This window comes from Bradyrhizobium altum, from assembly GCF_020889705.1.
Classification (GTDB): domain Bacteria; phylum Pseudomonadota; class Alphaproteobacteria; order Rhizobiales; family Xanthobacteraceae; genus Bradyrhizobium; species Bradyrhizobium altum.
In genome coordinates this window covers 1-21,233 of sequence record NZ_JACMYP010000019.1, presented here as the reverse complement: position 1 = coordinate 21,233, position 21,233 = coordinate 1, and the positions used below count along the sequence as shown (strand labels likewise).

The following is a 21,233-nucleotide window of genomic DNA, read 5'->3' as shown; positions in this document are numbered from 1 at the left end:
GCGTTGGGGCTAAAAAATGCGCGAAAAGGTGACGGAGTGAAGGCGCTGACATGAACGGACGAAAACGTCGCAGATTGCATTGCCGACATTCCTTCGACCAGCCCCGGCGGCAGCGTCATGCCGGCTCGGCGGGCGGGTCTGGCCAACACAGGACGGGACCCCTGCTCGCCTTTGTCGTCTGACCACAAAAATCGGTTCGGACGGACTTGGCGGAAAGGCGGATTTTTCATATTGCGGATGCTACAAGGCGGCCACGGTCCCGTAGCTCAACTGGATAGAGTAGCGGATTTCTACTCCGCGGGTTGCAGGTTCGAATCCTGCCGGGATCGCCACGCCACTCCCCGTTCGATGAAGCCATTTTCCGGACGCCGCGAAGCCGGCCGGAAACAAAGCCGGGATAGCGTCCCGTCATTGCACCAAAAGGGGATTCGGTCATGTGGGATTTCATCAACGAATTGTATCGGGATTTTTGTCTGGCTCGCCTGCAGGAGATGCGGAAGGTCGAGCATCATATCTGAACAGGCACGGACCATGGATAACGATCGGCCCTTGGCCGGCGCCATCCTGACGGCTGTGGTGATTGCCGCGGTGGTCTGGGTGACCATCGGACCTCCGCCGGGGCACAAGAGAGTCAGCAGCCGACCCCAGACTGTCGCGAGACGCTGACGCCCGTATGAATACGGGTTACTCGAACCTTGGCGGCAGTCTCGCAGACAGAACATGACTGGGATTGCGGGCCCAGATTGAAACAGGGCGCCGCCGGGACAATTCATTTCGAGCCCGGCGGCGTAGTTTCGTTGGCCGCCCCAATTCTAAGGATCCCTTAACCACCAGCGAATGCCGCACGCGAGAGCGTGGACCGATTGCGCGTCCCTTCGCGTTGTACAGCGCCATGCGTACAACGGGTCATTGGGTCATCGTTGCGGTATGGGGCGCGGCCGTTCTCGCCACGCCCATCGCAACCGCCGAGGCGCAACAGGTGCAGGCCGGAACGCTCGCGTGTCGTGGCGGCCCCGATACCGGTTTCATCCTGGGCGCGGTGACCAATCTCGATTGCGTGCTGCACGCCGATAGCGCACCGGACAGCCGTTACGTCGCAGCTATTCCCAATCTCGGCATTTTCATCGGCGACCAGGAAGTCGCACTGACCTGGAAGGTGATGGCGCCAGTGCCGTGGCTCGGGCTCGACCAACTCGCCGGCAGCTACATCCACGCAAGCGGCGCGGGCGACAATGTCCTCACCGGCGGCACGAATACTCCGATCACGCTGCATCCGTTGAACGAGGATGCTTTCTCGGCTCCGCCGGTCAAAATCGAGAGCCTGGAAGTTCGGCCGATGGATCGCTGATCCCTGATCGAAGCCGCGTACCGGCGGCCGAAATGCACAACGCCGCCCGCTTGAAATAGACGCGGACGGCGCTGCTCCTAGCCCCAGGAAGGTGATGCAAAATCCTGACAGCTCCAACTCTGCACGTTCTGTGCCAACGATCATGGCCCATATGGGCTATTTGGCTGCAGAGAAACGAAGCTAGGTTAAGCACCGAGGCACTGGTGACGGTGCCTCACGACCAAAGTGTCAACTTGGCCTCAGCGTGGCCCACGCGCTGAGGTCATTCTTTTTGATGTTCACGATCTCCTCCGAAATCGCGTCTTGTTCTTTATCATTCAGCGCACGCAACGATTCCGTAGTTCTCCGTGCGTGAACAAAGTTCCGACGGCGCTTGAGATGTCGAACGTATTCTGTTCGTCACGTTGCTAGGTTCCAATTCTCGCAGCGATCTTGGGCGGCGTGCTTCGTGATTTCTTAATCTGGAATTGCTTCCTCGAAGAGATTGCCAGCGCGCTCATTGTTCGTGGATATTTGGGATCGATATGGAAGACTCCGTCCAGATCCGTTGCACACGCTGCAAGAACGTCTTTCGTGATCGCGCCAAGCGGCTGCAGAACGGTTACTCGCGTCAGTGCCCGAGCTGCGAGATCGTGCTGTTCTTCGACGAGGACTCGCATGATGCAAACATCAAACAAGCGATGCGAAGCGCGCGGCGCGCACGGAAGGAACTACGTGAAAGCGAAGGCGTGAGCACGAGGAGGGCCGCGGCTGCTCCTCGGCAATACGGCGGGCGCTCGGCATCGAGCGCGCGGGGAACCGAAGACGACGGTGCCGATTGAGTTTGGCGCGAGGGGCTACCGCACTATCCGCCGCCTCGGCCGGCATTTTCCGACGCGCGGTCGAGCCATTGCCGCGTCGATTCGTCACTCCAGCCGGGAACGGCGAAGCGCGCCGTCGGCGTTGCAGCCGCAGGCGAACGAACGGTTGCGGGTTGGCGTGCGTGGGAGTGACGCCGTGTTGCGGCGCTCGCAGACACGCAAAGGATGACCAGTAGGCCAAGTGCCAAGACACAACGCATCGCATTTGCTCCTGACGACCATCGCGACCGCGCCGAGAGAACGATCACCTCGCCCGTTTGCTCGGCCGATGCGCCATTCCCATATAGACCCCGCCGGCTTTCAATTCTTCCAGCATCTGGTCGATCCGCTTGCGCTTGGTGGCAGCCCGCACGCTGCGGCCAATCCAGTGCAGATAGTCATTGCGTTGATACGGTGGACGTTGCTTGAACGCCTCCGTCAGACCGGCAGCGTCGAGTTCGCGACGGATCCCCGCCGGCATGGTCGCGCGCGGTCGTTTCAGCATCATGCCTTCCTCTCGCGCAGAGCTGCGCGGGCGCTCCGCCCCCGCTATCAGCCATTCGGCGACGAAGTGGTCGGAGGCGTGGACGTCGACCTGCAGGAGGCGGCCCGGCCCGGGCGGCGTGTCGACGACGATCACCGACGTCTCGGATCCGGAGGTCCGTCCCGCGATCTTGCTGGCAGCGCAAGCTGCCAGACCCTTGCTGCATCGATCACGTCGCCTCCAGTGGCCGGATCAGGACCGCTGCTTTGCCTCGACGTAGCGCTTGAAATTATCCAGGATCGCCTGCCAGCCGCCGCGCTGCTGCTCGACCGAATGGGTATCCTCGCCGTCGAAGCTGACCTGCAGCTTGACGCCGCCCGCCTCAGGCGTGAACGCAACCTGCGCGGTGCGGTCGCCGAACGCATATTCCAGCAGCCGGGGTGCCTCGACCTTGGTGTAAGTGCCGGCGAAATCGAATCCCATGCTGCCGTCCTTGGCTTCCATCCGCGACGAGAATGCGCCACCGGCGCGCAGGTCCACGATCGCAGCAGTGGTGTGCCAATCGTCGGAGGCCGCATTCCACTGCTTGATGTCTTCGGGCGTGGTGTAGGCGCGCCAGACATCTGCGATCGGCGCGGCAACGGTCGTTTCGACGGCAATCTTCATATGCGTTCCTTCGTCGTTCCCAAATGAAGCGGATGCGCCCACGGCGCCCGCGCCGGGGCGCCTGACCGCGGACACTCTACTAGGGCTATTCGCCGTGATCCACAAATCGCTCCGCGGACGACAGCGCCTGCCAGGGCCGCCGGGAACATGAGGTGGCCGGCGACGCCGTTCAACAAACCAAATGGTGTGTGGCCTGCACAAGAATTTCGTCAGGAATGACCGTGTATGGAAGACGGGTCCAACGCCCGGAGAGGACGACATGCGGAACCTGAATACTGTGCTGAGCAAGCTGAACGACCGCCTGCTGCGGCTGGAGGGCGAGCTGTTCGTGCTGCGATCGATCGCGCGCGCCGCCCTGACCTCCGGCGACGAGTCCGCCATCCGCACACGCAAACTGCTCGAAGGCGCCAAGCTCGCGCTGGCAGACGAAGCCGAACGGCCGCTGGACGCCGCGACCGGGAAATACGTCGCGGCCGCGATCGCCATGGTCGAAGAGCTGCTCGAGAATCCTCGCGAGGCAGCCCCGCTGTTCAGGGTGATCGACGGCGGAAAGCGCGACGATTAGCCCGCGGTCAGGAATTGCGGACCGGGCCTAGCTCGCGCCCTGCACGGCCCTGTCATACGCCTCGATTGTCACCTTTGCGCGGACCGCAACATCCGCGGCCGTCATGCCCGGCTTGTAGAGGCTGCTGCCGAGACCGAAGGCGCGAATGCCCGCCTTCACATACTCCGCGAAATTCTGGTCCGAGACGCCGCCGACGGCGGCGAGCATCACATCCGGCGGCAGCACGGCGCGGATCGCCGAGATGCCGGAAGCGCCGAGCACGCTTGCCGGAAAGAACTTCAGGCTCGAGGCGCCCGCGCGCGCGGCGAGCAGCGCTTCCGTCGGCGAGAACACACCGGGCATCGTGATCATCGCATGGTGCCGGGCGCGCGCCAGCACATCGACATCGACGTTCGGCGACACCATGAGGCGCCCGCCGGCGTCATGGAGACGATCGACGTCTCCCGCGGTCAGCACCGTGCCGGCGCCGATCAGGACATCAGCAGGCGCCCGCCTCGCCGCAATCTCTATCGAACGGAACGGCTCGGGGGAGTTCAGCGGGATCTCGATCGCGGTCATATCAGCCTCGAGCAGCGCGCTGACGATGCCCAAAGCCTCGCCCGGCTTGACACCGCGCAGGATCGCGACCAGCGGACGCTTCATCGGAGGAAACGGAATGCTCATGCGTTGATCCCTCAATTGGTCCAGATCGCCGCCGCGGCGCCGGCGAGGCCACGGCGAACCGCCTCCTCCGCATCCATCACGTTGAGCGGAATCGAAAGGCTTTCGAGCGCGATCCGATAGAGCCGTTGCAGGCGGCCCGATGCAATCAGCGTAACCGGCGTTGCTCGCTCCCGCTCGGCAAGGCCGGCCGCCAGCTCGGCACCGATCAACGTGCCGGAGATCGTCTCACGGGCCGCCTGCGCGCTGCCGCCGAACAGCAACTGCCGCGATCGCACCCGAAACAGCAAATTGGCTGATAGCGCCGGCTTTGCGAACGCCTCGGCGACGGCCGAGCGGAACGCATCGGCATCAACGGCCTCTTCCGCACCGGCGACGGCATGCGACAGAATATGGTGTCGCGCGCAACCACGCTGAACAACTCGCCGGTCATGAAGGTCGCAAAGCGCTCGACCGTTCCACCGCGCAGGCGCACCCATTTGGAATGGGTTCCCGGCATGCAAACGAGGGCCTCACCCGGCGCATCCAGGCCGAGCGCGCCGAGCAACTGGGTTTCCTCGCCACGCATCACATCGGGTGCCGCAGCATGGCGCTGTGCAATCCCGGGCAGGATGCGGATATCGCACGGCTGCCCCCTGACCACGACGGCGCCTTTGAGGATATCGGAGAGATGCGCCGGTGTGTCGACATAGCCGGCCTCGACCCAGCCCTGCCGCGCGCCGGCCATGCCGCAGATCACGACCGGCAGATTGGCCGCCGCGCCCAGCGCGTCGAGATGCGATTGCAGCACCGACGCAAAGCCGGCCCTGGCGGCCGCCGTCATGCCCTCGTCGCTGCGCCGTTCGCCGAACAGCTCGCCGCCAGCGCTCATCAGCCAGAGCCGGAAGCTGCTGGTGCCCCAATCGACCGCGACATAGGAAGGCCCGCTCATCGCGCTCTGTTCCACGCTCTTGGTTTCCGGCTCGGCGATGGCGCCGCCGAACAGACGCGATAACGGCGTTCATGACGCCGCGCAAGGCGCGCCGATATCGCGCAGCCACGCGATCCCGCGAACGCGCACGCATGCGACCGCCGGGCCCTGTTCGCGTCGGTGCGTGCGGATCGGTTACCGCGCGCCCTTCAGCGTACAGGAGGTCGTGCAGGTCGTGACGTTGCCATGGTCACACTTGATGCAGGCGTTGACGCACTGATCCATGACCTTGGGATTGTACTGACTATAAAGATTGGCCGCGCAGCTGTTGGTCGATCCCGTGACCTCCGGGTCGGACCAGCAACCGGACAGTAAAAATGCTGCGGCACTCAAAATGGCGACCTTGCGCATAAGGCCTCCTGCCACGCTCTATCCAAGTATCCTTCCAAGTATCCTTGCAAGTAACCTTGATAGGTTAGGTTAAATTTCGGTTTCAATTGCGACCTGATCCGGAAGCGGTATTGCTTATCCACCGGACATTTCCCCAAGGTCCGGGCCCACACCGGCAAGGCCGTCAGGCGACCCCGCCTGGCGGCTTTGTTGCCCAGCAATGCACAAGGATACCAACAAGATGGCCCGAAAGCCGCGGTGGTCGTTCAAGGAGGACCGACGACTGATGGAATTGGCGCGCTCCTCCAAGTCGCTGGAGGAGGTCGTGAAGGCGACCGGCCGTTCGCCGGACCGTATCAAGAAGATGGCGATGCGCCTTGGCCTCTCCATCAAGCCGCGTGGCGCCACCAAGAAATAGTTTGAAATACGGCCGCGACCGCAGCCCGGCCGGCCAGAGCGCGCTTGAGCGAAGTGGGCACCGATCCGCTTAAAGACGACGCGTCAGAAACAAAGATCTAGGGTTCCGGCGGGCAATCGTCCTTGGCCCGCACCGGGATCGCCTTGACCTCGCCCTCGGTCTTGACCTCACGCTCGGCCTTCACCTCGCGCTCAGCTCTGGCCTCTTGTTCATCCTCGCCCGCCCGCGTGCAGGTGGTCAGCACGAAAGCCACCCGGCTGCATTGCCAGGCCGGCCCGAGCGCCGCGCTCGACACCGGTTCTGGCGACGCCAGCGTCAGGGATAGATACGCTACCAAAACGGCACCCGCCGCGGCTGCGGCAGCCAGTGCCGCGCCCGTTCCGGACCACAGCTTGGACATCATGGCCTTGGTTCCCGCCGATCTCTGGGAGTCGAGGCAGCCCGCCTGCCCGCGTGTGACCGGAATCACAATCAGGACCAAACAGTTCAGCCCGAATCTTGGGCGTGATGTGGGAGCGATATTGCACTGCCGCAAGGCAGGATCAGCGCGCCGGCTCGATCACATTACAGTTGGTCCGGCCCGACATCAGGCAGTCCTGCATCTTGCTCGCCGCCGTCAGGTCATGCGCAAGCCAGAGACCAACCGCGAGCATGACCACCGCGACGAGCAATCCGATCAGCGCCCCGCGGCGGTTACCTCCGTCTTCGGATTCGCTCATGGCCGCTTCGGTTCCCTTTTGCCATCGCCCGCATCATGACCGTTTGCACGGTTGCGTGCGATCAATTCTGCAACACTCGCACAACGAAATGCGCGCCGGCAGCGATCGGCCCTGCAATTCCATTGCGGGCTGGCGCGACTCGCGAAAAACTGCTCGCTGAGTGGAGCGCGTGTGCGGGGCGTGCCGGTGAGCGAACAAGAAGCGAGTTACGATTATCAGCGTTACAGGCAGCTGCTCTCGGAAGCTGTCGACGAGACCGCCAGACTGCGGCTGATCAGCCTCCTGATCACGGAAAAGGCGCGCGACAGGCTGGAAGCGCAGCGCGCCTCGGACCGGAGCGCGATGACCGCCGAGACAGTCGCCAAGGTGCTCGGCAACGGCCGGCGCGAGCAGTTTCAGCGCGGCTAGGCCTGTCGGCAGGTTCGGTGACCAAGCACTCACCACGCCGGCCGCCAGCCGGGCGCAAACACCGCCGTCGGCCATTTGCTGTCCGCTCATATCTCCTTTGCTCCACAGCCCCCCGTTCGCCACTGGCCTTTTCGCCGCCATTCACTTATTGAAACGCCGAACCGAACCTCATCCATCAACGAACAGAAAGCAGCAGGCTTCCTCTATGAGTGGCTTCAAGGAACCGGGTTTTGCCGACCGCCAGAAAGCGGCCCTGCAGGCGCGGCAAAACCTCCTCAACAAGTTTCGTACCCAGCCGGGCGCCGACGATCCGACCGTGAAGGCACGGGCCGACGAGCGCGCGGCGATCGCCGAGCGCCGCGCCAAGGCCAAGGAAGCCCGCGAAATCGAGAGGGCCGAGCGGAAGCGCCGCGAGGAAGAGGCCGCCGCAGCCGAGGCCGCCCGGATCGCGCGGGAGAAGGAAGAGGAAACCGAAAGACTGGCTGCGCTCGAGGTCGAGCAGAAGGCCAAGCGCGACGCGCGCTACGCGGCGCGCAAGGAGCGCGGCAAGAAGAAGCGCTGAGGCGTAACCAGGCCCGCCACGATGGCGGGCCTGCGAATGATGAGCGGTGGCGGCGGTCAGTTCTTCTTCATGCCGTCGTCTTTCTTCATCATCGCGCCGCCGTCCTTCTTCATGGCGTCGTCCTTCTTCATCATGCCATCGTCCTTCTTCATGGCATCCTTGGACATTGTGCCTTCCTTCTTCATCGCGTCGTCCTTGCCCATCTTGTCCTGAGCGAAGGCGGCGGGGGCGAGCGCGAGGCTGAACGAGAGCAGCGCGGCGGAAAGGCCGAGGCGGGTCTTGGTGGTCATGATGAGTGATCCCTTGTGTGGTCAAATGTGAGCGCGACGACTTGCCGCTCTCTCCTCGACGCACTTGCGCCGCCGGTTGTTACCTTCAATAACAAATTCTTGAAGCACACCGGCGCGTACGCCCATCGCTCATCGCGCGAGGATCGGGCGGCGACGCTGCGGCAGCGCAGTGTGCGCCGCAGCAACGGCAACCCTTGCGACCGCCTGCCGGCCCGCACTAACAGGGCGCCTCGAACTATCAGACTAGAGAAGTTTCACGCGAAGACCGGCTAGGCTAAAGCTCCGCGCCGGTCTAACAGCCACTCAAGAAGCTCTTCAGGGGAACAACCATGCTCACACGCCGCCACGTCCTCGCTTCCGCCCTCGCCGCACCCGCCGTCCTGCGGATGGGTGTCGGGACTGCGCATGCCGCGACCACACTGAAGATCTCGCATCAGTTCCCCGGCGGCACCATCGACAAGGGCGATTTCCGCGACAGGCTGTGCCGGATGTTCGCGGCCGAGGTCGCCAAGCGCTCGGGCGGCGACCTCACTCCCGAGATCTATCCGAACTCCTCGCAGATCAAGACCAACGCGCAGTTCTCGGCGATGCGCAAGGGCGCGCTCGATCTCAGCCTCTATCCGATGCCCTATGCCGGCGGCGAGTTGCCGGAGACCAATATCGGCCTGATGCCGGGCCTGGTCACGACCTACGACCAGGGCCTGCGCTGGAAGAAGGAGCCGGTCGGCAAGGCGCTGAGCGACTTCCTCGCCGACAAGGGCATTCTGCTGATCTCCTGGGTCTGGCAGGCCGGCGGCGTCGCCAGCCGCTCCAAGGCGATCGTGGCGCCCGAAGACGCCAAGGGCCTCAAGGTGCGCGGCGGCTCGCGCGAGATGGACATGGTGCTGCAGACCGCCGGCGCCGCCGTGCTGTCGGTGCCGTCCAACGAGATCTACGCCGCGATGCAGACCGGCGCCTGCGATGCCGGCATCACCTCCTCCACCAGCCTGATCTCGTTCCGCCTCGAGGAGGTCGCGAAGTCGCTGACCTCGGGCGCCGGCGCCTCCTACTGGTTCATGCTGGAGCCGTTGATGATGTCGAAGGCGATCTTCGACAAGCTGCCGAAGAACCAGCAGGACATCATCCTCGCCGTCGGCGCCGAGCTCGAGGCGTTCGGCCGCAAGGGGGCGCAGGACGACGATATCGAAGTCACCAAGGTCTATGAGAAGGCCGGCGCCAAGGTCAGCGCACTCGACGCCGCCATTGTCGGCAAGTGGCGCGACATCGCGCGCGACACCGCCTGGAAGGACTACGGTGCCAAGACGGCGACATCAGCCAACCTGCTGAAGCTCGCAAGCGACGTCGCCGCATGATGCATGGTCCGGCCGCGGATCAAGCCGAAACCCCAAGCATCGCCACGGGCCATACACCCGTGGCGCTGCTCGGGCGTGCGCTGTCGGTCTGCAACAACATCATCGTGGTGTTCGCCGCGCTCGCCTTGATCGCGGCCTGCGTGATCCTGAGCTACAGCGTGCTCGGCCGCGCCCTGTTCCACAGCCCGAACTACTGGCAGGACGAGGCCGCCGTATTCCTGCTAGTCGGCGCCACCTTCATGTCGTCGGCCTATGTGCAGAGCCAGCGCGGTCATGTCAGCATCGAGGCGTTCGTCGGCCTGCTCTCGGCGCGCGCCAACAGCATCAGGCTGTGGCTGGTCGACGTGGCGAGCTTCGCGTTCTGCACCTTCTTCGCCTGGAAGTCCTGGACCCTGGCGCACGAGGCCTATGTCGACGGCCAGGTGTCCAACTCGATGTGGTCGCCGCCGCTCGCCATCCCCTATGGGCTGATGGCGCTGGGCATGACGCTGCTCTGCGTGCAGCTCCTTCTGCAAATCCTCATTCCGCTGACCGGTGGCGCGCGCCGATGACCGTGTTTGGTATTGGCATCTCCTACGGGCTTGCCACCCTGTTTGCGATGTTCTCCGGCATGCCGATCGCATTCGCGCTCGGTGCGGTCGCCGTCGTGTTCATGGCGATCTACATGCCGGCGGCCTCGCTCGATACGGTGACCCAGAACGTCTACGAGGAGATGGCCTCGATCACGCTGCTGTCGATCCCGCTGTTCATCCTGAAGGGCGCGGCGATCGGCAAATCCCGCGCCGGCCAGGATCTCTACTCGGCGCTGCATGCCTGGCTGCACCGCGTGCCCGGCGGCCTCGGCGTCGCCAACGTATTCGCCTGCGCCCTGTTCGCGGCGATGGCCGGTTCCTCGCCCGCGACCTGCTCGGCGATCGGTTCGGCCGGCATCCCTGAGATGCGCAAGCGCGGCTATTCCGGCGGCTTTGCCGCGGGGATCATCGCCGCCGGCGGCACGCTCGGCATCCTGCTGCCGCCCTCGATCACGATGATCCTGTTCGCGGTCGCGGCCGAGAAGTCGCTCGGACGGCTGTTTCTGGCCGGCATCGGCCCCGGACTGCTGCTGGTGTCGTTGTTCGGCGTCTACGCCGTGTTCCGCTTCCGCAAGGAATACGCCATGGCCCGCGCCGTCTATGACGCGACCGGCGAGGATGCCGCGATCCTGCAGCGCGACGAGTTCACCATGGCCGAGCGCTTCAGCGCGCTGCCGCGCGTGATTCCGTTCGTGCTGCTGCTAACCGGCGTGATGATCGCGCTCTATGGCGGCTACGCGACACCGTCGGAAACCGCCGGCCTCGGCGGCCTGCTGGCGCTCGGGCTGATCGCCGTGATCTACAGCGTGTGGAAACCGAGCGACCTGTCGCCGATCCTGAAGTCTACCATCCGTGAATCGACCATGCTGATGCTGATCATCGGCATGTCGCTGCTCTATTCCTACGTGATGAGCTATTTGCACATCTCGCAGTCGGCGGCGGAAGCAATCGTCGCGATGCACCTGCCGCGCTGGGAGCTGTTGTTCGCGATCCTCGTGATGGTGATCGTGCTCGGCTTCTTCCTGCCGCCGGTCTCGATCATCCTGATGACCGCGCCGATCATCCTGCCGCCGCTCCGCGCCGCCGAGTTCGACATCATCTGGTTCGGCGTCGTCATGACCATCGTGATGGAGATGGGCCTGATCCACCCGCCGGTCGGCCTCAACATCTTCGTCATCCGCAACGTCGCGCCCGATATCCCGCTGAGCGAGGTGATCTGGGGCACGCTGCCCTTCGTGCTGCTGATGATGTTCGCCGTGCTGATGCTATGCTTCTTCCCGGAGATCTCGACCTGGCTGCCCAATCTGGTGATGGGGCCGGACGGCGGGCGCTGATGCGCAAACAAGGAACTACAGGCGCGATGGCGGTTCGCCCCGATCGCCGTCGCGCTTCAGGCCGCCTCCTGCTCCCTCGCTGCCAGGGCCTGCTCGATCCGGCGGACTATCAACGTCGTCGGACGTCCCTCGCGCTGCAGCCGGCGGAGCTCATTCCAGAGCCTGATGATTTCGCGGTCTCGCTCGGCGTCCATGGCATTCTCCCGGAGTGCCTCACTATGAACGAAACAAGAACAAAACTCAAGGCCGCAAGAGGCCGTCGCCGGCGCGGGAACCAGGACGACGCAGCGCGATTGGTTCCTTCATGAAAATGGCCAAGGCAATTCGCAAGCAGGCGCAGACCGCGGAACGGGTCGCATCGGCGACCGCGGACGCAATCGTCGCCGATCAGATGCGCTCCCTGGCCCGCGCCTTCAGGAGCCAGGCCGAGATCCTGAAGAAGAAAGAGAAGCAAAAGAAGAAACAGTCTCGCCCCGGCTAGGGATAGCCGTCGCCCGCTGTATCGACCTCGATCACGTCGATCCGCGACGCCGATTTGCCCTTCCGCAGCTCCTCATAGGACGTCTCCGCGCTCAGGCAGAACAGCGACCTGCGATCCGTGCCGCCGAATGCACAGGCGAGCGCGCGGCGGCCGGGGACCGCGATGCGCGCACGCTCGACACCATTGCGATCGATCCGGACAAACGCGTCTTCGGTGAAGGACGCGACCCAGACTGCGCCGTCGCCGTCGAGGCAGATGCCGTCGGGATCATTGACGCGACCGAACCGCCCGCGAAGGCTCAGGCCGCCGTCCGGCGCGATGTCGTAGTCGGCGAGACCGGCACCATCCATCTCCGCGACGACGAGCCGGCGATGGTCGGAGGAGACGGCAATGCCGTTGGGAAAGCGCAAGCCGTCGGCGACGACGCGGGCGCTGCCGTCGGGCATTACCAGGATGATGCGGCCGACGGCGCCGCGGCCCTCCGGCGGCGGCAGATTGAAGCCGAGATCGCCGACGTAAGCACGGCCCTGCCCGTCGACGATCATGTCGTCTATCGTACCGGTCGCGACCGCGGAGAGATCGGCATACAGGGACAGCGCGCCGCCGGAAAACCGCAGCAGCCGCTTCCTGAACATCGTCAGCACGACGATGTCGCCGTCAGGCAGCACGCCAAGACCGCACGGCGTGTCGTCGGTCACCGCCGCATGCTCCTGGCGTTCGCCTGACGGGCTGATGCTGAGCAGCGTCCGCGCCATACAGTCGACGAACCAGAGCCGCCCGCGATGCCAGCGCGGGCCCTCGAAATAGCGCCCGCCATCCAGGATGGTTCTGAGCCGAGCCGTCATGACGCGCCGGCCTGAACGAACAGATCTGACATCAGAAGCGCCCCGCCATATGTTTCGGCCAGGATATATCCCCGCTGGGACCGGTCAAATCGGAGCCTCGGCTCCCTAAAAAAGACCCGCAAAACCCCGGTTCCCGCAGGGTTCCACACGCTGTATGCCATATTTTGCCGCGTTTTCTCTGTTGAGTTGCGGCAGCGTTAATACTCGAGAATCGAGGGTGGTAGTAATCTGCGGCGGATGTGCCGCGTACGACGCGTTCCGTTTGTGCCTGATCGTTTCAGGGGGGCCAAGGAATGAACCGTTGCCTACGTCCGCTGGCGTGCCTCGCCACGGTGGCCGTGCTCGCGCTGCTTCCGCTTGAGGCAGGTGCCAAACCGCATCATCAGCACCAGGCCAAGAGCGGCCACGGGGACAGGAAGGCGCACGGCGCCAAGGCGACGCGCGAGAGCGCCGCCGGCAAGCGGCGCCATGCCAGGCATGGCGCCGACAAGCGCAAATCAGCGAAGGCCAAATCCGCGCCGTCCAAATCCACCGAGACCTCGAAGGCGCCCGAGCCCGAGAGGCCCGCCGGGCCGCAATTGTCGGGCGATCTCGCCGCGGTCAGGGACGCGATCGCCGCGGCGCGCCGGGGCAAGACCAACGACGCGACCGATATCCAGGCAAAGATCACCGATCCCGTCGGGCGGAAGCTCGTCGAGTGGTATCTGCTGCGCCATTCCGAGTCGAATGCGCCGTTCAGCCGCTATGCGGCATTCGTCACGGCCAACCCGGACTGGCCAAGCGTCACGCTGTTGCGCAAACGGGCTGAAGCGCGGATGTGGCAGGAGCGCAGCGATCCGGCCACGGTGCACGGCTTCACGCTCGATCAGCCGATCAGCGCCAAGGGCAAGTTCGCCCTCGCCCGCACGCTGCTCGCCGAAGGCGACCGCGACGGCGCCGCGCGGCTGGTGCGCGAGGCCTGGCGCTCGGAAGAATTGTTGGACCGTACCGAGAGCGACGCCTACGACGCATTCAAGGACATGCTGACGCGCGACGATCATCGCGCGCGCATGGACAAGCGGATCGGCGCCAAGGATCTTGCCGGCGCCAGGCGCGCGGCGCAGCACCTCGGCAGCGACGAGCTGGCCATCGTGAAGGCTTGCGGCGCGGTCCGCGGGCAATCCAGCAAGGCGGAGGACACACTCAACGATGTGCCGGCGGACGCCCGCAGCGACCTCGGCTACACGCTGTGCCGCATCCAGTGGCTGCTCGCGAAGAACCGGGTCGATGATGCGGCGCGCGTGACGATTGCGGCGGCGCCCGAGACCATGGCGCAGCAGGACACCGACCAGTGGTGGCGCGAGCGCCGCAACCTCTCCCGCAAGCTGCTCGACCAGGGTGAGCACCAGGCGGCCTATGACGTCATCAGCGCCGCGGCGGCGCCGGACAATCCGTATTACCGCTCCGACATGCACTTCATGCGCGGCTGGATCGCGCTGCGCTATCTCGACGATGCCAGGACCGCGGCGGCGCATTTCGCGCGGATCGACGAAGGCCAGACCAACCCGACCGTGCTGGCGCGCGCCGCCTATTGGCGCGGTCGCGCCGCCGAGGTGCTCGGCAACAACGTGGCGATGCGGGCCGACTACCAGGCCGCGGCGCGCTACCCGACCGCCTATTATGGTCAGCTCGCGCTGGCCCGGCTCGGCCGCGACGGGATCGAGCTGCGCGCGCCCTCGCCGGCGGCCAGCGCCGGCAGCATGGTGGCCGACGAGCGCGTGCGTGCCGCCGACATGCTGTATGCGATCGGCGAGCCCGACACCGTGCTCTATTTCGCCGCCGACCTTGCCGAAGAAAGCGCAGATGTCGGGATGCTCGAGGCGCTCGGCGAACTCACCGGCCGCCATAACGATGCCCGCGCCATGCTGCAGATCGGCAAGATCGCACTGGCGCGGGGCTTTGCGTTCGACCATTACGCCTTCCCGGTCATCGGTATTCCCAAGCACACCCCGATCGCCCCCGATATCGGGCGCAGCATGACCTACTCGATCGCGCGTACCGAAAGTGCGTTCGATCAGCGCGACAAGTCGGCGGCCAACGCCGTCGGCCTGATGCAGGTGACGCCCGAGGCCGGCCGCGACACCGCCAAGCGTTTCGGCGTCAGCTATGACTGGAGCCGGATGGTCTCCGATCCGGTCTACAACACCCAGATGGGCGCGGCCGAATTGAGTGCGCTGCTGGCGGAATATCGCGGCTGCCACATCATGACCTTTGCCGGTTACAACGCCGGCCGCGGCCGCGTCCGCGACTGGATCAAGGCCTATGGCGACCCGCGTGACCCCAAGGTCGATCCGGTCGACTGGGTGGAACGGATTCCGATCTCGGAGACGCGCAACTATGTCCAGCGTGTGATGGAGAATTTCGCGGTCTATCAGGCGCGGTTCGAGGACGCAGCCACGGCGATCGCGGCCAAGAGCGGCGAGCGCGTCGTGACGCAGGAGAGCAACGCAGCGCCGGCGCAGTGAGCTCGATCCTTGGTCAATCCACCTTCACATTGGCGGCCTTGATCATCGGCCACCATTTTGCGATGGCCTTCTCAGAGCCCAAACTGTCCAGTCAATCAGCAGCAAAATGCACGAGACGACGACAACGAAAATAAACCAAAATTCGAACCCTTCGAGCCCGGACGTGTGATCCTCGTAGGTTCCACCCGTGGTGAAGCATTCATACGGCGTATCGCCGGCCGTATACCGCAGCCCAACCGCACCGAGGGCCGTACCCAGAGCCAAGGTCAGGTTCGTCGTGACGACTGCATTGCTCCGCGCGATGAGGAGCGGAACCGTGATGACAATAATCGCGACCACGAGAATGTTCACGGGCTCGCCGTCGCCAAAAGTCATACCTTGGCTTTGACAAAGATCGTTGTAGGCCTTTGCCGCGATAGGCTGAACATTGTGAAAAATAGCTAGCGAAAGACCGTAGGCACCAATGCTCGTCAGTTTGCAGACAAGCTGAACGTGGCGACGCATTGCTGAAGACATCGGGAGCGACAACCCTACGGTCACGTGAGTATCCAATCCTTCATCATGATACCCGACCTCCCGATGGATCGACAGCGAGACCGCGCAGGCGCTTCAATCCACCTTCACATTGGCGGCCTTGATCATCGGCCACCATTTTGCAATCTCCGCCTTCTGCCAGGCGCCGAGTGCGTCCGGCTTGAGCTGGTCCTTTGGCGGCATCTGCAAGCCGAGATTTTCAAGCTGCTTCTTCACCGCGGGATCGTTCATCGCCTGGATCGCCGCGACGTTGAGCTTGTCCACGATCTCCTTCGGCGTGCCCTTCGGCACCCAGAGGCCGGACCACAGCGTCATGTGGAAGCCCGGCAGGCCGGCCTCGTCGACCGTCGGGACCTCCGACGCGTTCGCGACCCGCTTGGAATCGGTGACCGCATAGGCGCGGATGTTGCCGGCGCGGACCTGGTTGATCGAGTTCGACGTCTGGTCGACGATGATGTCGATCTGGCCGGCGACAAGGTCGTTCAGCGCCGGCCCGGTGCCGCGATAGGGCACGTATTGCAGCTTGATGCCTGAGACGTTCTCGAAATAGAGCCCTGCGATGTGGCTGCCGCTGCCGGCGCCGGCGGTGCCCGCGGTCGGCGGCGCCGGCCGCGACTTCAGCCACTCCAACAGCTCCTTCAGCGACTTCGCCGGCACGGCGTTCTTGCTGACGATGATCATCGGATTGCTCGGCAGCAGCACCACCGGCTCGAGATCATCGACGAGATCGTAGCCAAGCTTGTAGATCGCGCCGTTCGCGACATGAGTGCCGAGATGACCGAACGAGACGGTGTAGCCGTCGGGCGCCGCGCGCACCGCACGGCCGACACCGAGCGAGCCGCCCGCTCCGGTCACGTTCTCGATCAGAACCACCTCGCCGAGCGACTGCTTCATACGCTCGGCGAGGATGCGCGCCATCGCATCCGACGGACCGCCGGCGGCGAACGGCACGACGATGGTGATCGGATGCGCGGGCCAGGTTTCCGCCGAAACGATCCCCGTGAACGCCAACATCGCCAACACGGCCAGAACCAGCTTCCGCATCACGCGCTCCCTCAATCTTCCTTGTCGTATCATTTTTGAAGGGCCACCTTTCAACAAGATGGCCCTTCGGACGAGGCGTCAGAACTGCGAGAAGTCGATCGGCTTGTGCCTGTCGAGCGCGCGGGTCACCGGCGGCAGCGGGTATTTCAGGCCGCTGGCGCAATTGAACAGCATCACGCGGTCTGCCTTGGTGACGCGGCCGTCGGCAAGGCTCTGCTTGTAGGCGGCATAGGTCGCAGCCCCCTCGGGGCACAGCAACAGTCCCTCCTCGCGCGCGACCTCGTTGAGGGCGGCGGTGATCTTGTCGTCATCGACCGCGATCGCAAATCCCTTGCTCTCGCGCACCGCGCGCAAGATGAGAAAATCGCCGACCGCCTGCGGCACGCGGATGCCCGAGGCGATGGTGTGAGCGTCCTCCCAGCGCGTCGCATGCTCGGTGCCGGCCTCATAGGCGCGCACCATCGGCGCACAGCCGGAAGCTTGCACCGCGACCATCCGCGGGCGCTTCGAACCGATGAAACCGATCTTCTCCAGCTCGTCGAACGCCTTCCACATGCCGATCAGGCCGGTGCCGCCACCGGTCGGATAGAAGATCACATCGGGCACGTCCCAGCCGAGTTGCTCGGCGAGCTCGAGACCCATCGTCTTCTTGCCCTCGATCCGGTACGGCTCCTTCAGGGTCGAGGTATCGAACCAGCCGACCTTGGCCTTGCCTTCACCGACGATCTTGCCGCAGTCGTCGATGTAGCCGTTGACGCGATAGACGGTGGCGCCCTGCAGCTCGATCTCGCTGACATTCACCTCCGGCGTATCCGCCGGGCAGAAGATCGTGGTCTTGATCCCACTGGAGGTCGCGTAGGCCGCGAGCGCCGCGCCGGCATTGCCATTGGTCGGCATCGCCATGTGCTTGATGCCGAGCGCCTTGCCCATCGACACCGCCATGACGAGGCCGCGCGCCTTGAACGAGCCGGTCGGTAGCCGCCCCTCGTCCTTGACGATGATCTCGCCGCCGCCAAGCCTCGCTGAAAGCTTCGGCAACCGGATCAGCGGCGTCGTGACTTCGCCGAGACTGACGATGTCCTTGCATTTGCGCACCGGCAACAGCTCGCGGTAGCGCCACAGGTCGGCGGGGCGCTCGGCCAGCGCGTCCTTGGTCAGCGCCTTCTTCACCCCGGCGAGATCGTAGCGCACCAAGAGCGGCTTGCCGGCCTTCGAGAGGTTGTGCACCTGATCGGCTGCATAATGATCGCCCTCCATCGCGCATTCGAGATGGGTCGCGAAGGTCGGGCGTTCGATGGTGAGGTTGTCGTTGTCTTTCACGAGATGCGCTCTTTCTTGTTCTTTGCGAATTCGCTTTGCTGCCTGACCCGTCACCCTGAGGAGCCCGAAGCGCGTCTCGAAGGGCGACGAGCCTCGCTGCTCGATCCGGGCCGTGCATCCTTCGAGGCTCGCTGCGCGAGCACCTCAGGATGACGGAGCAGAGACTAGATATTCAGCACGCGCCCGTAAGCGTCGAGCACCGCTTCCTTCATCATTTCCGACAGGGTCGGATGCGGGAACACGGTGTGCATCAATTCCTCCTCCGTGGTCTCCAGATTCATCGCCACGACATAGCCCTGGATCAGCTCGGTGACCTCGGCGCCGATCATGTGCGCGCCGAGCAGCTGGCCGGTCTTCTTGTCGAACACCACCTTGACGAGGCCCTGGTCCTCGCCGAGCGCGATCGCCTTGCCGTTGCCGACGAACGGGAAGCGGCCGACGCGGATCTCGCGGCCGCCTTCCTTGGCCATGGCCTCGGTGAGGCCGACCGAGGCGACCTGCGGGTTGCAGTAGGTGCAGCCCGGGATCAGCAGCTTGTCGATCGGATGCGGATGCAGGCCCTTGATCGCCTCGATGCAGATCACGCCCTCATGCTCGGCCTTGTGCGCGAGCATCGGCGGTCCCGCGACGTCGCCGATCGCGTAGATGCCGGGGACGTTGGTCTTGCCGAGACCGTCGATCACGATGCAGCCGCGGTCGGTTTTGACGCCGAGCTTCTCCAGCCCGAGATTCTCGATATTGCCGACCACGCCGACCGCCGAGATCACGCGCTCGAATTCTTTGGTCTGCGGCTGGCCCTTGCCGTCGTCGATGGTCGCGACCACGCTGTCGGCCTTCTTCTCCAGCTTTGTCACCTTGGTCGAGGACATGATCTTGATGCCCATCTTCTCGAACCGCTTGCGCGCCAGCCCCGCGATCTCGGCGTCCTCGACGGGCAAGATCTGCGGCAGCACCTCGACCACGGTGACGTCAGAGCCCATGGTGTGGAAGAACGAGGCGAATTCGATGCCGATCGCGCCGGAGCCGACCACCAGCAGCGACTTCGGCATCCGCTCCGGCACCATCGCCTCGAAATAGGTCCAGATCAGCTTCTTGTCGGGCTCGAGCCCGGGCAGCACGCGCGGCCGCGCGCCGGTCGCGACGATGATGTGCTTGGCCTGATAGGTGCCATCGCCGCTTGCACCCTTCGGCGCCTCGACCGCCGACTTCTTCACCGTGATCTTGCCGGGCGCGTCGATCGTGGCATCGCCCCAGATCACCGTGACCTTGTTCTTCTTCATCAGGAAGCCGACGCCGTCGTTGAGGCGCTTCGAGACCCCGCGCGAGCGCTGCACCACCGCCTTCGGGTCGAACGAGACGTTGTCGGCCGACAACCCGTAATCCTTGGCGTGCTGCATGTAGTGATAGATCTCGGCGGAGCGCAGCAGCGCTTTGGTCGGGATGCAGCCCCAGTTCAGGCAGATGCCGCCGAGATAGGATTTCTCCACGATCGCGGTCTTGAAGCCGAGCTGCGCGGCCCGGATCGCGGTCACGTAGCCGCCGGGGCCGGAGCCGATGATGATGACGTCAAAGGATGTATCGGCCATGGCGGCTCCCGTTCAACTCAACGTGTAACGCCGCGCGCGCGGCTTCTTGCGATCAATGACCTGACCAGCCATTCGAGCCCGATCGCCACGGCCATGATGGCCAAGGCCGTCAGCACGATCGGCTGAGCGATGTTCCGCGCCAGCTGTTCGCCGGCGAAGAACGCGGAGTGCAGAAAATCCAGTCCGACCGGATTGAGCACCAGTGCGGCCGACAGCAATAGCGAGATCCAGGGCCAGCGCGTGCGAGCCGTGCCGGCCATTTATCCGTACTCCTGCCATACCGCACCGAGGAACACGGTCCACGCCAGCGCCAGCACAGCGGCGCCGATCATCATGATCCTGAACTGGATCGTCGATATCAGGTCGCGGTTGACAGCGAAGAGCAACGCGACGGCGATGGCGGCGAGCAGGACGTACGGACCATAGATCGCGTACATGGCGGATGCCCGTCACACCATCATCATCACGGGATTCTCGATCAGCTGCTTGAAGGCGCCGATCAGCTCGGCGCCGAGCGCACCGTCGATCGCGCGGTGATCGCACGACAAGGTCACGCTCATCATGTGCGCGATCTCGATCTTGCCGCCGCGCACCACCGGACGCTCCTCCGAAGTGCCGACCGCGAGGATCGAGGCGTGCGGCGGGTTGATCACGGCGGTGAAGTGGTTGATGCCGTACATGCCGAGGTTGGACACCGCGGTGGTGCCACCCTGATATTCTTCCGGCTTCAGCTTGCGGGCGCGCGCGCGCGCAGCGAAATCCTTCATCTCGTTGGAGATGGTCGAGAGCGTCTTGGTCTCGGCCTTGCGGATGATCGGCGTGATCAGGCCGCCCGGCATCGCCACCGCGACGCCGACGTCGGAATGCTTGTGCTTGAGCATGCCGCCCTCGGTCCAGCTGACGTTGCAGTTCGGGATCTTCTGCAGCGCGACCGCCATCGCCTTGATGACGAAGTCGTTGACCGAGATCTTGTAGAGCGGCTTCTTCTCCTTGTCCTTCGGCGCAGCGGCGTTGATCTCCTCGCGCGCGGCGAGCAGCTTGCCGATGTCGCAGTCGATCGTGAGGTAGAAGTGCGGCACGTTCTGCACCGAGGCGGTGAGACGCTGTGCGATGGTGCGGCGCATGCCGTCATGCGGCACGACCTCGTAGGAGCCCGGCTCGAACAGCGCCAGGATCTGCTTGTCGGACATCGACGGTGCGATGCTGGGACCTGTGGCGGCCGGCGCAGCCGCCGGCGCCTTCAGGCCCTTGCCGGACTTGGCGTCGTCGACGTCGCGCGCGATGACGCGGCCGTGCGGACCGGTGCCAGTGATGCGGCCAAGATCGATGCCGGCTTCCTTCGCGAGGCGCCGTGCCAGCGGCGAGGAGAACACGCGGGCGTGGCCATTGGCCTGCGCGGCCG

General features: G+C 64.6%; 27 protein-coding genes, 1 tRNA gene and 1 pseudogene. 12 read left to right on the top strand and 17 right to left on the bottom strand.

Annotated features, from left to right (window positions below; genetic code table 11):
- The first annotated feature begins 255 nt into the window (after positions 1–255).
- From H8B02_RS08205 to H8B02_RS08195, 3 genes are all read left to right on the top strand, one after another.
- A tRNA-Arg gene (locus H8B02_RS08205) sits at positions 256–332 on the top strand.
- A gap of 560 nt (positions 333–892) precedes the next feature.
- On the top strand, positions 893–1,348 hold the full coding sequence (locus H8B02_RS08200; protein ID WP_229165741.1) for a DUF992 domain-containing protein: 456 nt from the start codon (positions 893–895) through the stop codon (positions 1,346–1,348).
- Positions 1,349–1,872: 524 nt separating this feature from the next.
- Positions 1,873–2,169, top strand: a complete 297-nt coding sequence (locus H8B02_RS08195) for an OapC/ArvC family zinc-ribbon domain-containing protein (protein ID WP_229165740.1) — start codon at positions 1,873–1,875, stop codon at positions 2,167–2,169.
- Positions 2,170–2,452: 283 nt separating this feature from the next.
- Here the strand turns inward: H8B02_RS08195 and H8B02_RS48455 are convergent, their stop codons facing one another.
- On the bottom strand, positions 2,453–2,827 hold the full coding sequence (locus tag H8B02_RS48455) for a YdeI/OmpD-associated family protein (RefSeq protein WP_229165739.1): 375 nt from the start codon (positions 2,825–2,827) through the stop codon (positions 2,453–2,455).
- 96 nt (positions 2,828–2,923) lie between these two features.
- Positions 2,924–3,337 (bottom strand): SRPBCC family protein, encoded by a 414-nt coding sequence (locus H8B02_RS08185; RefSeq protein WP_229165738.1) that lies wholly within the window; start codon positions 3,335–3,337, stop codon positions 2,924–2,926.
- A gap of 259 nt (positions 3,338–3,596) precedes the next feature.
- Here H8B02_RS08185 and H8B02_RS08180 point away from each other — a divergent pair, with 259 nt between their 5' ends.
- A complete protein-coding gene (locus H8B02_RS08180; protein ID WP_092114532.1) occupies positions 3,597–3,902 on the top strand; it encodes a hypothetical protein in 306 nt (101 codons plus the stop codon).
- Positions 3,903–3,929: 27 nt separating this feature from the next.
- Here the strand turns inward: H8B02_RS08180 and H8B02_RS08175 are convergent, their stop codons facing one another.
- The 3 genes and pseudogenes from H8B02_RS08175 to H8B02_RS08165 all read right to left on the bottom strand — a co-directional run bounded on the left by H8B02_RS08175 (position 3,930) and on the right by H8B02_RS08165 (position 5,883).
- Positions 3,930–4,565: a 2-dehydro-3-deoxy-6-phosphogalactonate aldolase gene (locus H8B02_RS08175; protein WP_229165737.1), complete on the bottom strand. Its 636-nt coding sequence runs from the start codon at positions 4,563–4,565 to the stop codon at positions 3,930–3,932.
- 11 nt (positions 4,566–4,576) lie between these two features.
- Positions 4,577–5,493: pseudogene (locus H8B02_RS08170) on the bottom strand (2-dehydro-3-deoxygalactonokinase).
- Between the two features lie 174 nt (positions 5,494–5,667).
- Positions 5,668–5,883 (bottom strand): hypothetical protein, encoded by a 216-nt coding sequence (locus tag H8B02_RS08165; protein WP_050402491.1) that lies wholly within the window; start codon positions 5,881–5,883, stop codon positions 5,668–5,670.
- Between the two features lie 220 nt (positions 5,884–6,103).
- On the opposite strand from H8B02_RS08165, the gene H8B02_RS08160 reads away from it, so the two are divergent.
- Positions 6,104–6,280, top strand: coding sequence for a hypothetical protein (locus H8B02_RS08160; protein WP_229165736.1), 177 nt, complete (start codon positions 6,104–6,106; stop codon positions 6,278–6,280).
- Positions 6,281–6,377: 97 nt separating this feature from the next.
- Here the strand turns inward: H8B02_RS08160 and H8B02_RS08155 are convergent, their stop codons facing one another.
- The gene (locus H8B02_RS08155; protein ID WP_229165735.1) at positions 6,378–6,683 is read right to left on the bottom strand and encodes a hypothetical protein; all 306 of its coding nucleotides are present in this window, start codon (positions 6,681–6,683) and stop codon (positions 6,378–6,380) included.
- A 139-nt stretch (positions 6,684–6,822) separates the two neighbouring features.
- Positions 6,823–6,999 carry a hypothetical protein gene (locus H8B02_RS08150; RefSeq protein WP_171947595.1) on the bottom strand — a complete coding sequence of 59 codons (177 nt, stop codon included), beginning with the start codon at positions 6,997–6,999 and terminating at the stop codon, positions 6,823–6,825.
- 186 nt (positions 7,000–7,185) lie between these two features.
- Between H8B02_RS08150 and H8B02_RS08145 the strand changes: the two genes are divergently transcribed.
- Positions 7,186–7,407: a hypothetical protein gene (locus H8B02_RS08145; RefSeq protein ID WP_229165734.1), complete on the top strand. Its 222-nt coding sequence runs from the start codon at positions 7,186–7,188 to the stop codon at positions 7,405–7,407.
- A 205-nt stretch (positions 7,408–7,612) separates the two neighbouring features.
- Positions 7,613–7,969, top strand: coding sequence for a DUF6481 family protein (locus tag H8B02_RS08140; RefSeq protein ID WP_229165733.1), 357 nt, complete (start codon positions 7,613–7,615; stop codon positions 7,967–7,969).
- A gap of 56 nt (positions 7,970–8,025) precedes the next feature.
- Here the strand turns inward: H8B02_RS08140 and H8B02_RS08135 are convergent, their stop codons facing one another.
- A complete protein-coding gene (locus H8B02_RS08135; protein WP_092114537.1) occupies positions 8,026–8,259 on the bottom strand; it encodes a pentapeptide MXKDX repeat protein in 234 nt (77 codons plus the stop codon).
- A gap of 329 nt (positions 8,260–8,588) precedes the next feature.
- Between H8B02_RS08135 and dctP the strand changes: the two genes are divergently transcribed.
- Genes dctP through H8B02_RS08120 form a run of 3 tightly spaced genes read left to right on the top strand, consistent with a single transcriptional unit; the run spans position 8,589 to position 11,517 of the window.
- Positions 8,589–9,611 (top strand): TRAP transporter substrate-binding protein DctP, encoded by a 1,023-nt coding sequence (gene dctP / locus H8B02_RS08130; RefSeq protein WP_229165732.1) that lies wholly within the window; start codon positions 8,589–8,591, stop codon positions 9,609–9,611.
- Positions 9,608–10,162 carry a TRAP transporter small permease gene (locus H8B02_RS08125; RefSeq protein ID WP_229165731.1) on the top strand — a complete coding sequence of 185 codons (555 nt, stop codon included), beginning with the start codon at positions 9,608–9,610 and terminating at the stop codon, positions 10,160–10,162. The genes dctP and H8B02_RS08125 overlap by 4 nt, the downstream gene beginning before the upstream one ends.
- The gene (locus tag H8B02_RS08120) at positions 10,159–11,517 is read left to right on the top strand and encodes a TRAP transporter large permease (protein WP_229165730.1); all 1,359 of its coding nucleotides are present in this window, start codon (positions 10,159–10,161) and stop codon (positions 11,515–11,517) included. Before H8B02_RS08125 ends, H8B02_RS08120 begins: the two co-directional genes overlap by 4 nt.
- 56 nt (positions 11,518–11,573) lie before the next feature.
- Here H8B02_RS08120 and H8B02_RS08115 read toward each other — a convergent pair whose 3' ends face one another.
- A complete protein-coding gene (locus H8B02_RS08115) occupies positions 11,574–11,711 on the bottom strand; it encodes a hypothetical protein (RefSeq protein WP_229165729.1) in 138 nt (45 codons plus the stop codon).
- Positions 11,712–11,827: 116 nt separating this feature from the next.
- On the opposite strand from H8B02_RS08115, the gene H8B02_RS08110 reads away from it, so the two are divergent.
- Complete coding sequence (locus H8B02_RS08110; RefSeq protein WP_229165728.1) at positions 11,828–11,998, top strand: hypothetical protein; 171 nt, start codon at positions 11,828–11,830, stop codon at positions 11,996–11,998.
- On the opposite strand, the gene H8B02_RS08105 is transcribed toward H8B02_RS08110, so the two are convergent.
- The gene (locus tag H8B02_RS08105) at positions 11,995–12,843 is read right to left on the bottom strand and encodes an SMP-30/gluconolactonase/LRE family protein (RefSeq protein ID WP_229165727.1); all 849 of its coding nucleotides are present in this window, start codon (positions 12,841–12,843) and stop codon (positions 11,995–11,997) included. The genes H8B02_RS08110 and H8B02_RS08105 overlap by 4 nt on opposite strands.
- Positions 12,844–13,136: 293 nt before the next feature.
- On the opposite strand from H8B02_RS08105, the gene H8B02_RS08100 reads away from it, so the two are divergent.
- Complete coding sequence (locus tag H8B02_RS08100) at positions 13,137–15,347, top strand: lytic transglycosylase domain-containing protein (protein ID WP_229165726.1); 2,211 nt, start codon at positions 13,137–13,139, stop codon at positions 15,345–15,347.
- Positions 15,348–15,389: 42 nt separating this feature from the next.
- Here the strand turns inward: H8B02_RS08100 and H8B02_RS08095 are convergent, their stop codons facing one another.
- The 7 genes from H8B02_RS08095 to H8B02_RS08065 form a co-directional block, all read right to left on the bottom strand.
- Positions 15,390–15,887 carry a hypothetical protein gene (locus tag H8B02_RS08095; protein WP_229165725.1) on the bottom strand — a complete coding sequence of 166 codons (498 nt, stop codon included), beginning with the start codon at positions 15,885–15,887 and terminating at the stop codon, positions 15,390–15,392.
- Positions 15,888–15,956: 69 nt separating this feature from the next.
- Complete coding sequence (locus H8B02_RS08090) at positions 15,957–16,925, bottom strand: tripartite tricarboxylate transporter substrate binding protein BugD (protein ID WP_229165724.1); 969 nt, start codon at positions 16,923–16,925, stop codon at positions 15,957–15,959.
- A 78-nt stretch (positions 16,926–17,003) separates the two neighbouring features.
- Positions 17,004–18,245 (bottom strand): threonine synthase, encoded by a 1,242-nt coding sequence (locus H8B02_RS08085; RefSeq protein WP_229165723.1) that lies wholly within the window; start codon positions 18,243–18,245, stop codon positions 17,004–17,006.
- A gap of 164 nt (positions 18,246–18,409) precedes the next feature.
- Positions 18,410–19,831: a dihydrolipoyl dehydrogenase gene (lpdA, locus tag H8B02_RS08080; protein WP_229165722.1), complete on the bottom strand. Its 1,422-nt coding sequence runs from the start codon at positions 19,829–19,831 to the stop codon at positions 18,410–18,412.
- A 17-nt stretch (positions 19,832–19,848) separates the two neighbouring features.
- Positions 19,849–20,091 carry a hypothetical protein gene (locus H8B02_RS08075; protein ID WP_229165721.1) on the bottom strand — a complete coding sequence of 81 codons (243 nt, stop codon included), beginning with the start codon at positions 20,089–20,091 and terminating at the stop codon, positions 19,849–19,851.
- On the bottom strand, positions 20,092–20,268 hold the full coding sequence (locus tag H8B02_RS08070) for a hypothetical protein (protein ID WP_171947596.1): 177 nt from the start codon (positions 20,266–20,268) through the stop codon (positions 20,092–20,094).
- 12 nt (positions 20,269–20,280) lie between these two features.
- The coding region (locus tag H8B02_RS08065; protein ID WP_229165720.1) for a 2-oxo acid dehydrogenase subunit E2 at positions 20,281–21,233 on the bottom strand (953 nt) is incomplete at its 5' end.

What these genes read in the sequence shown, in the direction of transcription:
- H8B02_RS08185 (WP_229165738.1), bottom strand. Translation starts at nt 3,337, where the DNA reads ATGAAGATTGCCGTCGAAACGACCGTTGCCGCGCCGATCGCAGATGTC.
- H8B02_RS08155 (WP_229165735.1), bottom strand. Translation starts at nt 6,683, where the DNA reads ATGATGTCCAAGCTGTGGTCCGGAACGGGCGCGGCACTGGCTGCCGCA.
- H8B02_RS08150 (WP_171947595.1), bottom strand. Translation starts at nt 6,999, where the DNA reads ATGAGCGAATCCGAAGACGGAGGTAACCGCCGCGGGGCGCTGATCGGA.
- H8B02_RS08135 (WP_092114537.1), bottom strand. Translation starts at nt 8,259, where the DNA reads ATGACCACCAAGACCCGCCTCGGCCTTTCCGCCGCGCTGCTCTCGTTC.
- lpdA (WP_229165722.1), bottom strand. Translation starts at nt 19,831, where the DNA reads ATGGCCGATACATCCTTTGACGTCATCATCATCGGCTCCGGCCCCGGC.
- H8B02_RS08125 (WP_229165731.1), top strand. Translation starts at nt 9,608, where the DNA reads ATGATGCATGGTCCGGCCGCGGATCAAGCCGAAACCCCAAGCATCGCC.
- H8B02_RS08105 (WP_229165727.1), bottom strand. Translation starts at nt 12,843, where the DNA reads ATGACGGCTCGGCTCAGAACCATCCTGGATGGCGGGCGCTATTTCGAG.
- H8B02_RS08100 (WP_229165726.1), top strand. Translation starts at nt 13,137, where the DNA reads ATGAACCGTTGCCTACGTCCGCTGGCGTGCCTCGCCACGGTGGCCGTG.
- dctP (WP_229165732.1), top strand. Translation starts at nt 8,589, where the DNA reads ATGCTCACACGCCGCCACGTCCTCGCTTCCGCCCTCGCCGCACCCGCC.
- H8B02_RS08175 (WP_229165737.1), bottom strand. Translation starts at nt 4,565, where the DNA reads ATGAGCATTCCGTTTCCTCCGATGAAGCGTCCGCTGGTCGCGATCCTG.
- H8B02_RS08160 (WP_229165736.1), top strand. Translation starts at nt 6,104, where the DNA reads ATGGCCCGAAAGCCGCGGTGGTCGTTCAAGGAGGACCGACGACTGATG.
- H8B02_RS08090 (WP_229165724.1), bottom strand. Translation starts at nt 16,925, where the DNA reads ATGCGGAAGCTGGTTCTGGCCGTGTTGGCGATGTTGGCGTTCACGGGG.
- H8B02_RS08070 (WP_171947596.1), bottom strand. Translation starts at nt 20,268, where the DNA reads ATGTACGCGATCTATGGTCCGTACGTCCTGCTCGCCGCCATCGCCGTC.
- H8B02_RS08200 (WP_229165741.1), top strand. Translation starts at nt 893, where the DNA reads ATGCGTACAACGGGTCATTGGGTCATCGTTGCGGTATGGGGCGCGGCC.
- H8B02_RS08195 (WP_229165740.1), top strand. Translation starts at nt 1,873, where the DNA reads ATGGAAGACTCCGTCCAGATCCGTTGCACACGCTGCAAGAACGTCTTT.
- H8B02_RS08075 (WP_229165721.1), bottom strand. Translation starts at nt 20,091, where the DNA reads ATGGCCGGCACGGCTCGCACGCGCTGGCCCTGGATCTCGCTATTGCTG.
- H8B02_RS08110 (WP_229165728.1), top strand. Translation starts at nt 11,828, where the DNA reads ATGGCCAAGGCAATTCGCAAGCAGGCGCAGACCGCGGAACGGGTCGCA.
- H8B02_RS08165 (WP_050402491.1), bottom strand. Translation starts at nt 5,883, where the DNA reads ATGCGCAAGGTCGCCATTTTGAGTGCCGCAGCATTTTTACTGTCCGGT.
- H8B02_RS08120 (WP_229165730.1), top strand. Translation starts at nt 10,159, where the DNA reads ATGACCGTGTTTGGTATTGGCATCTCCTACGGGCTTGCCACCCTGTTT.
- H8B02_RS08180 (WP_092114532.1), top strand. Translation starts at nt 3,597, where the DNA reads ATGCGGAACCTGAATACTGTGCTGAGCAAGCTGAACGACCGCCTGCTG.
- H8B02_RS08140 (WP_229165733.1), top strand. Translation starts at nt 7,613, where the DNA reads ATGAGTGGCTTCAAGGAACCGGGTTTTGCCGACCGCCAGAAAGCGGCC.
- H8B02_RS08115 (WP_229165729.1), bottom strand. Translation starts at nt 11,711, where the DNA reads ATGGACGCCGAGCGAGACCGCGAAATCATCAGGCTCTGGAATGAGCTC.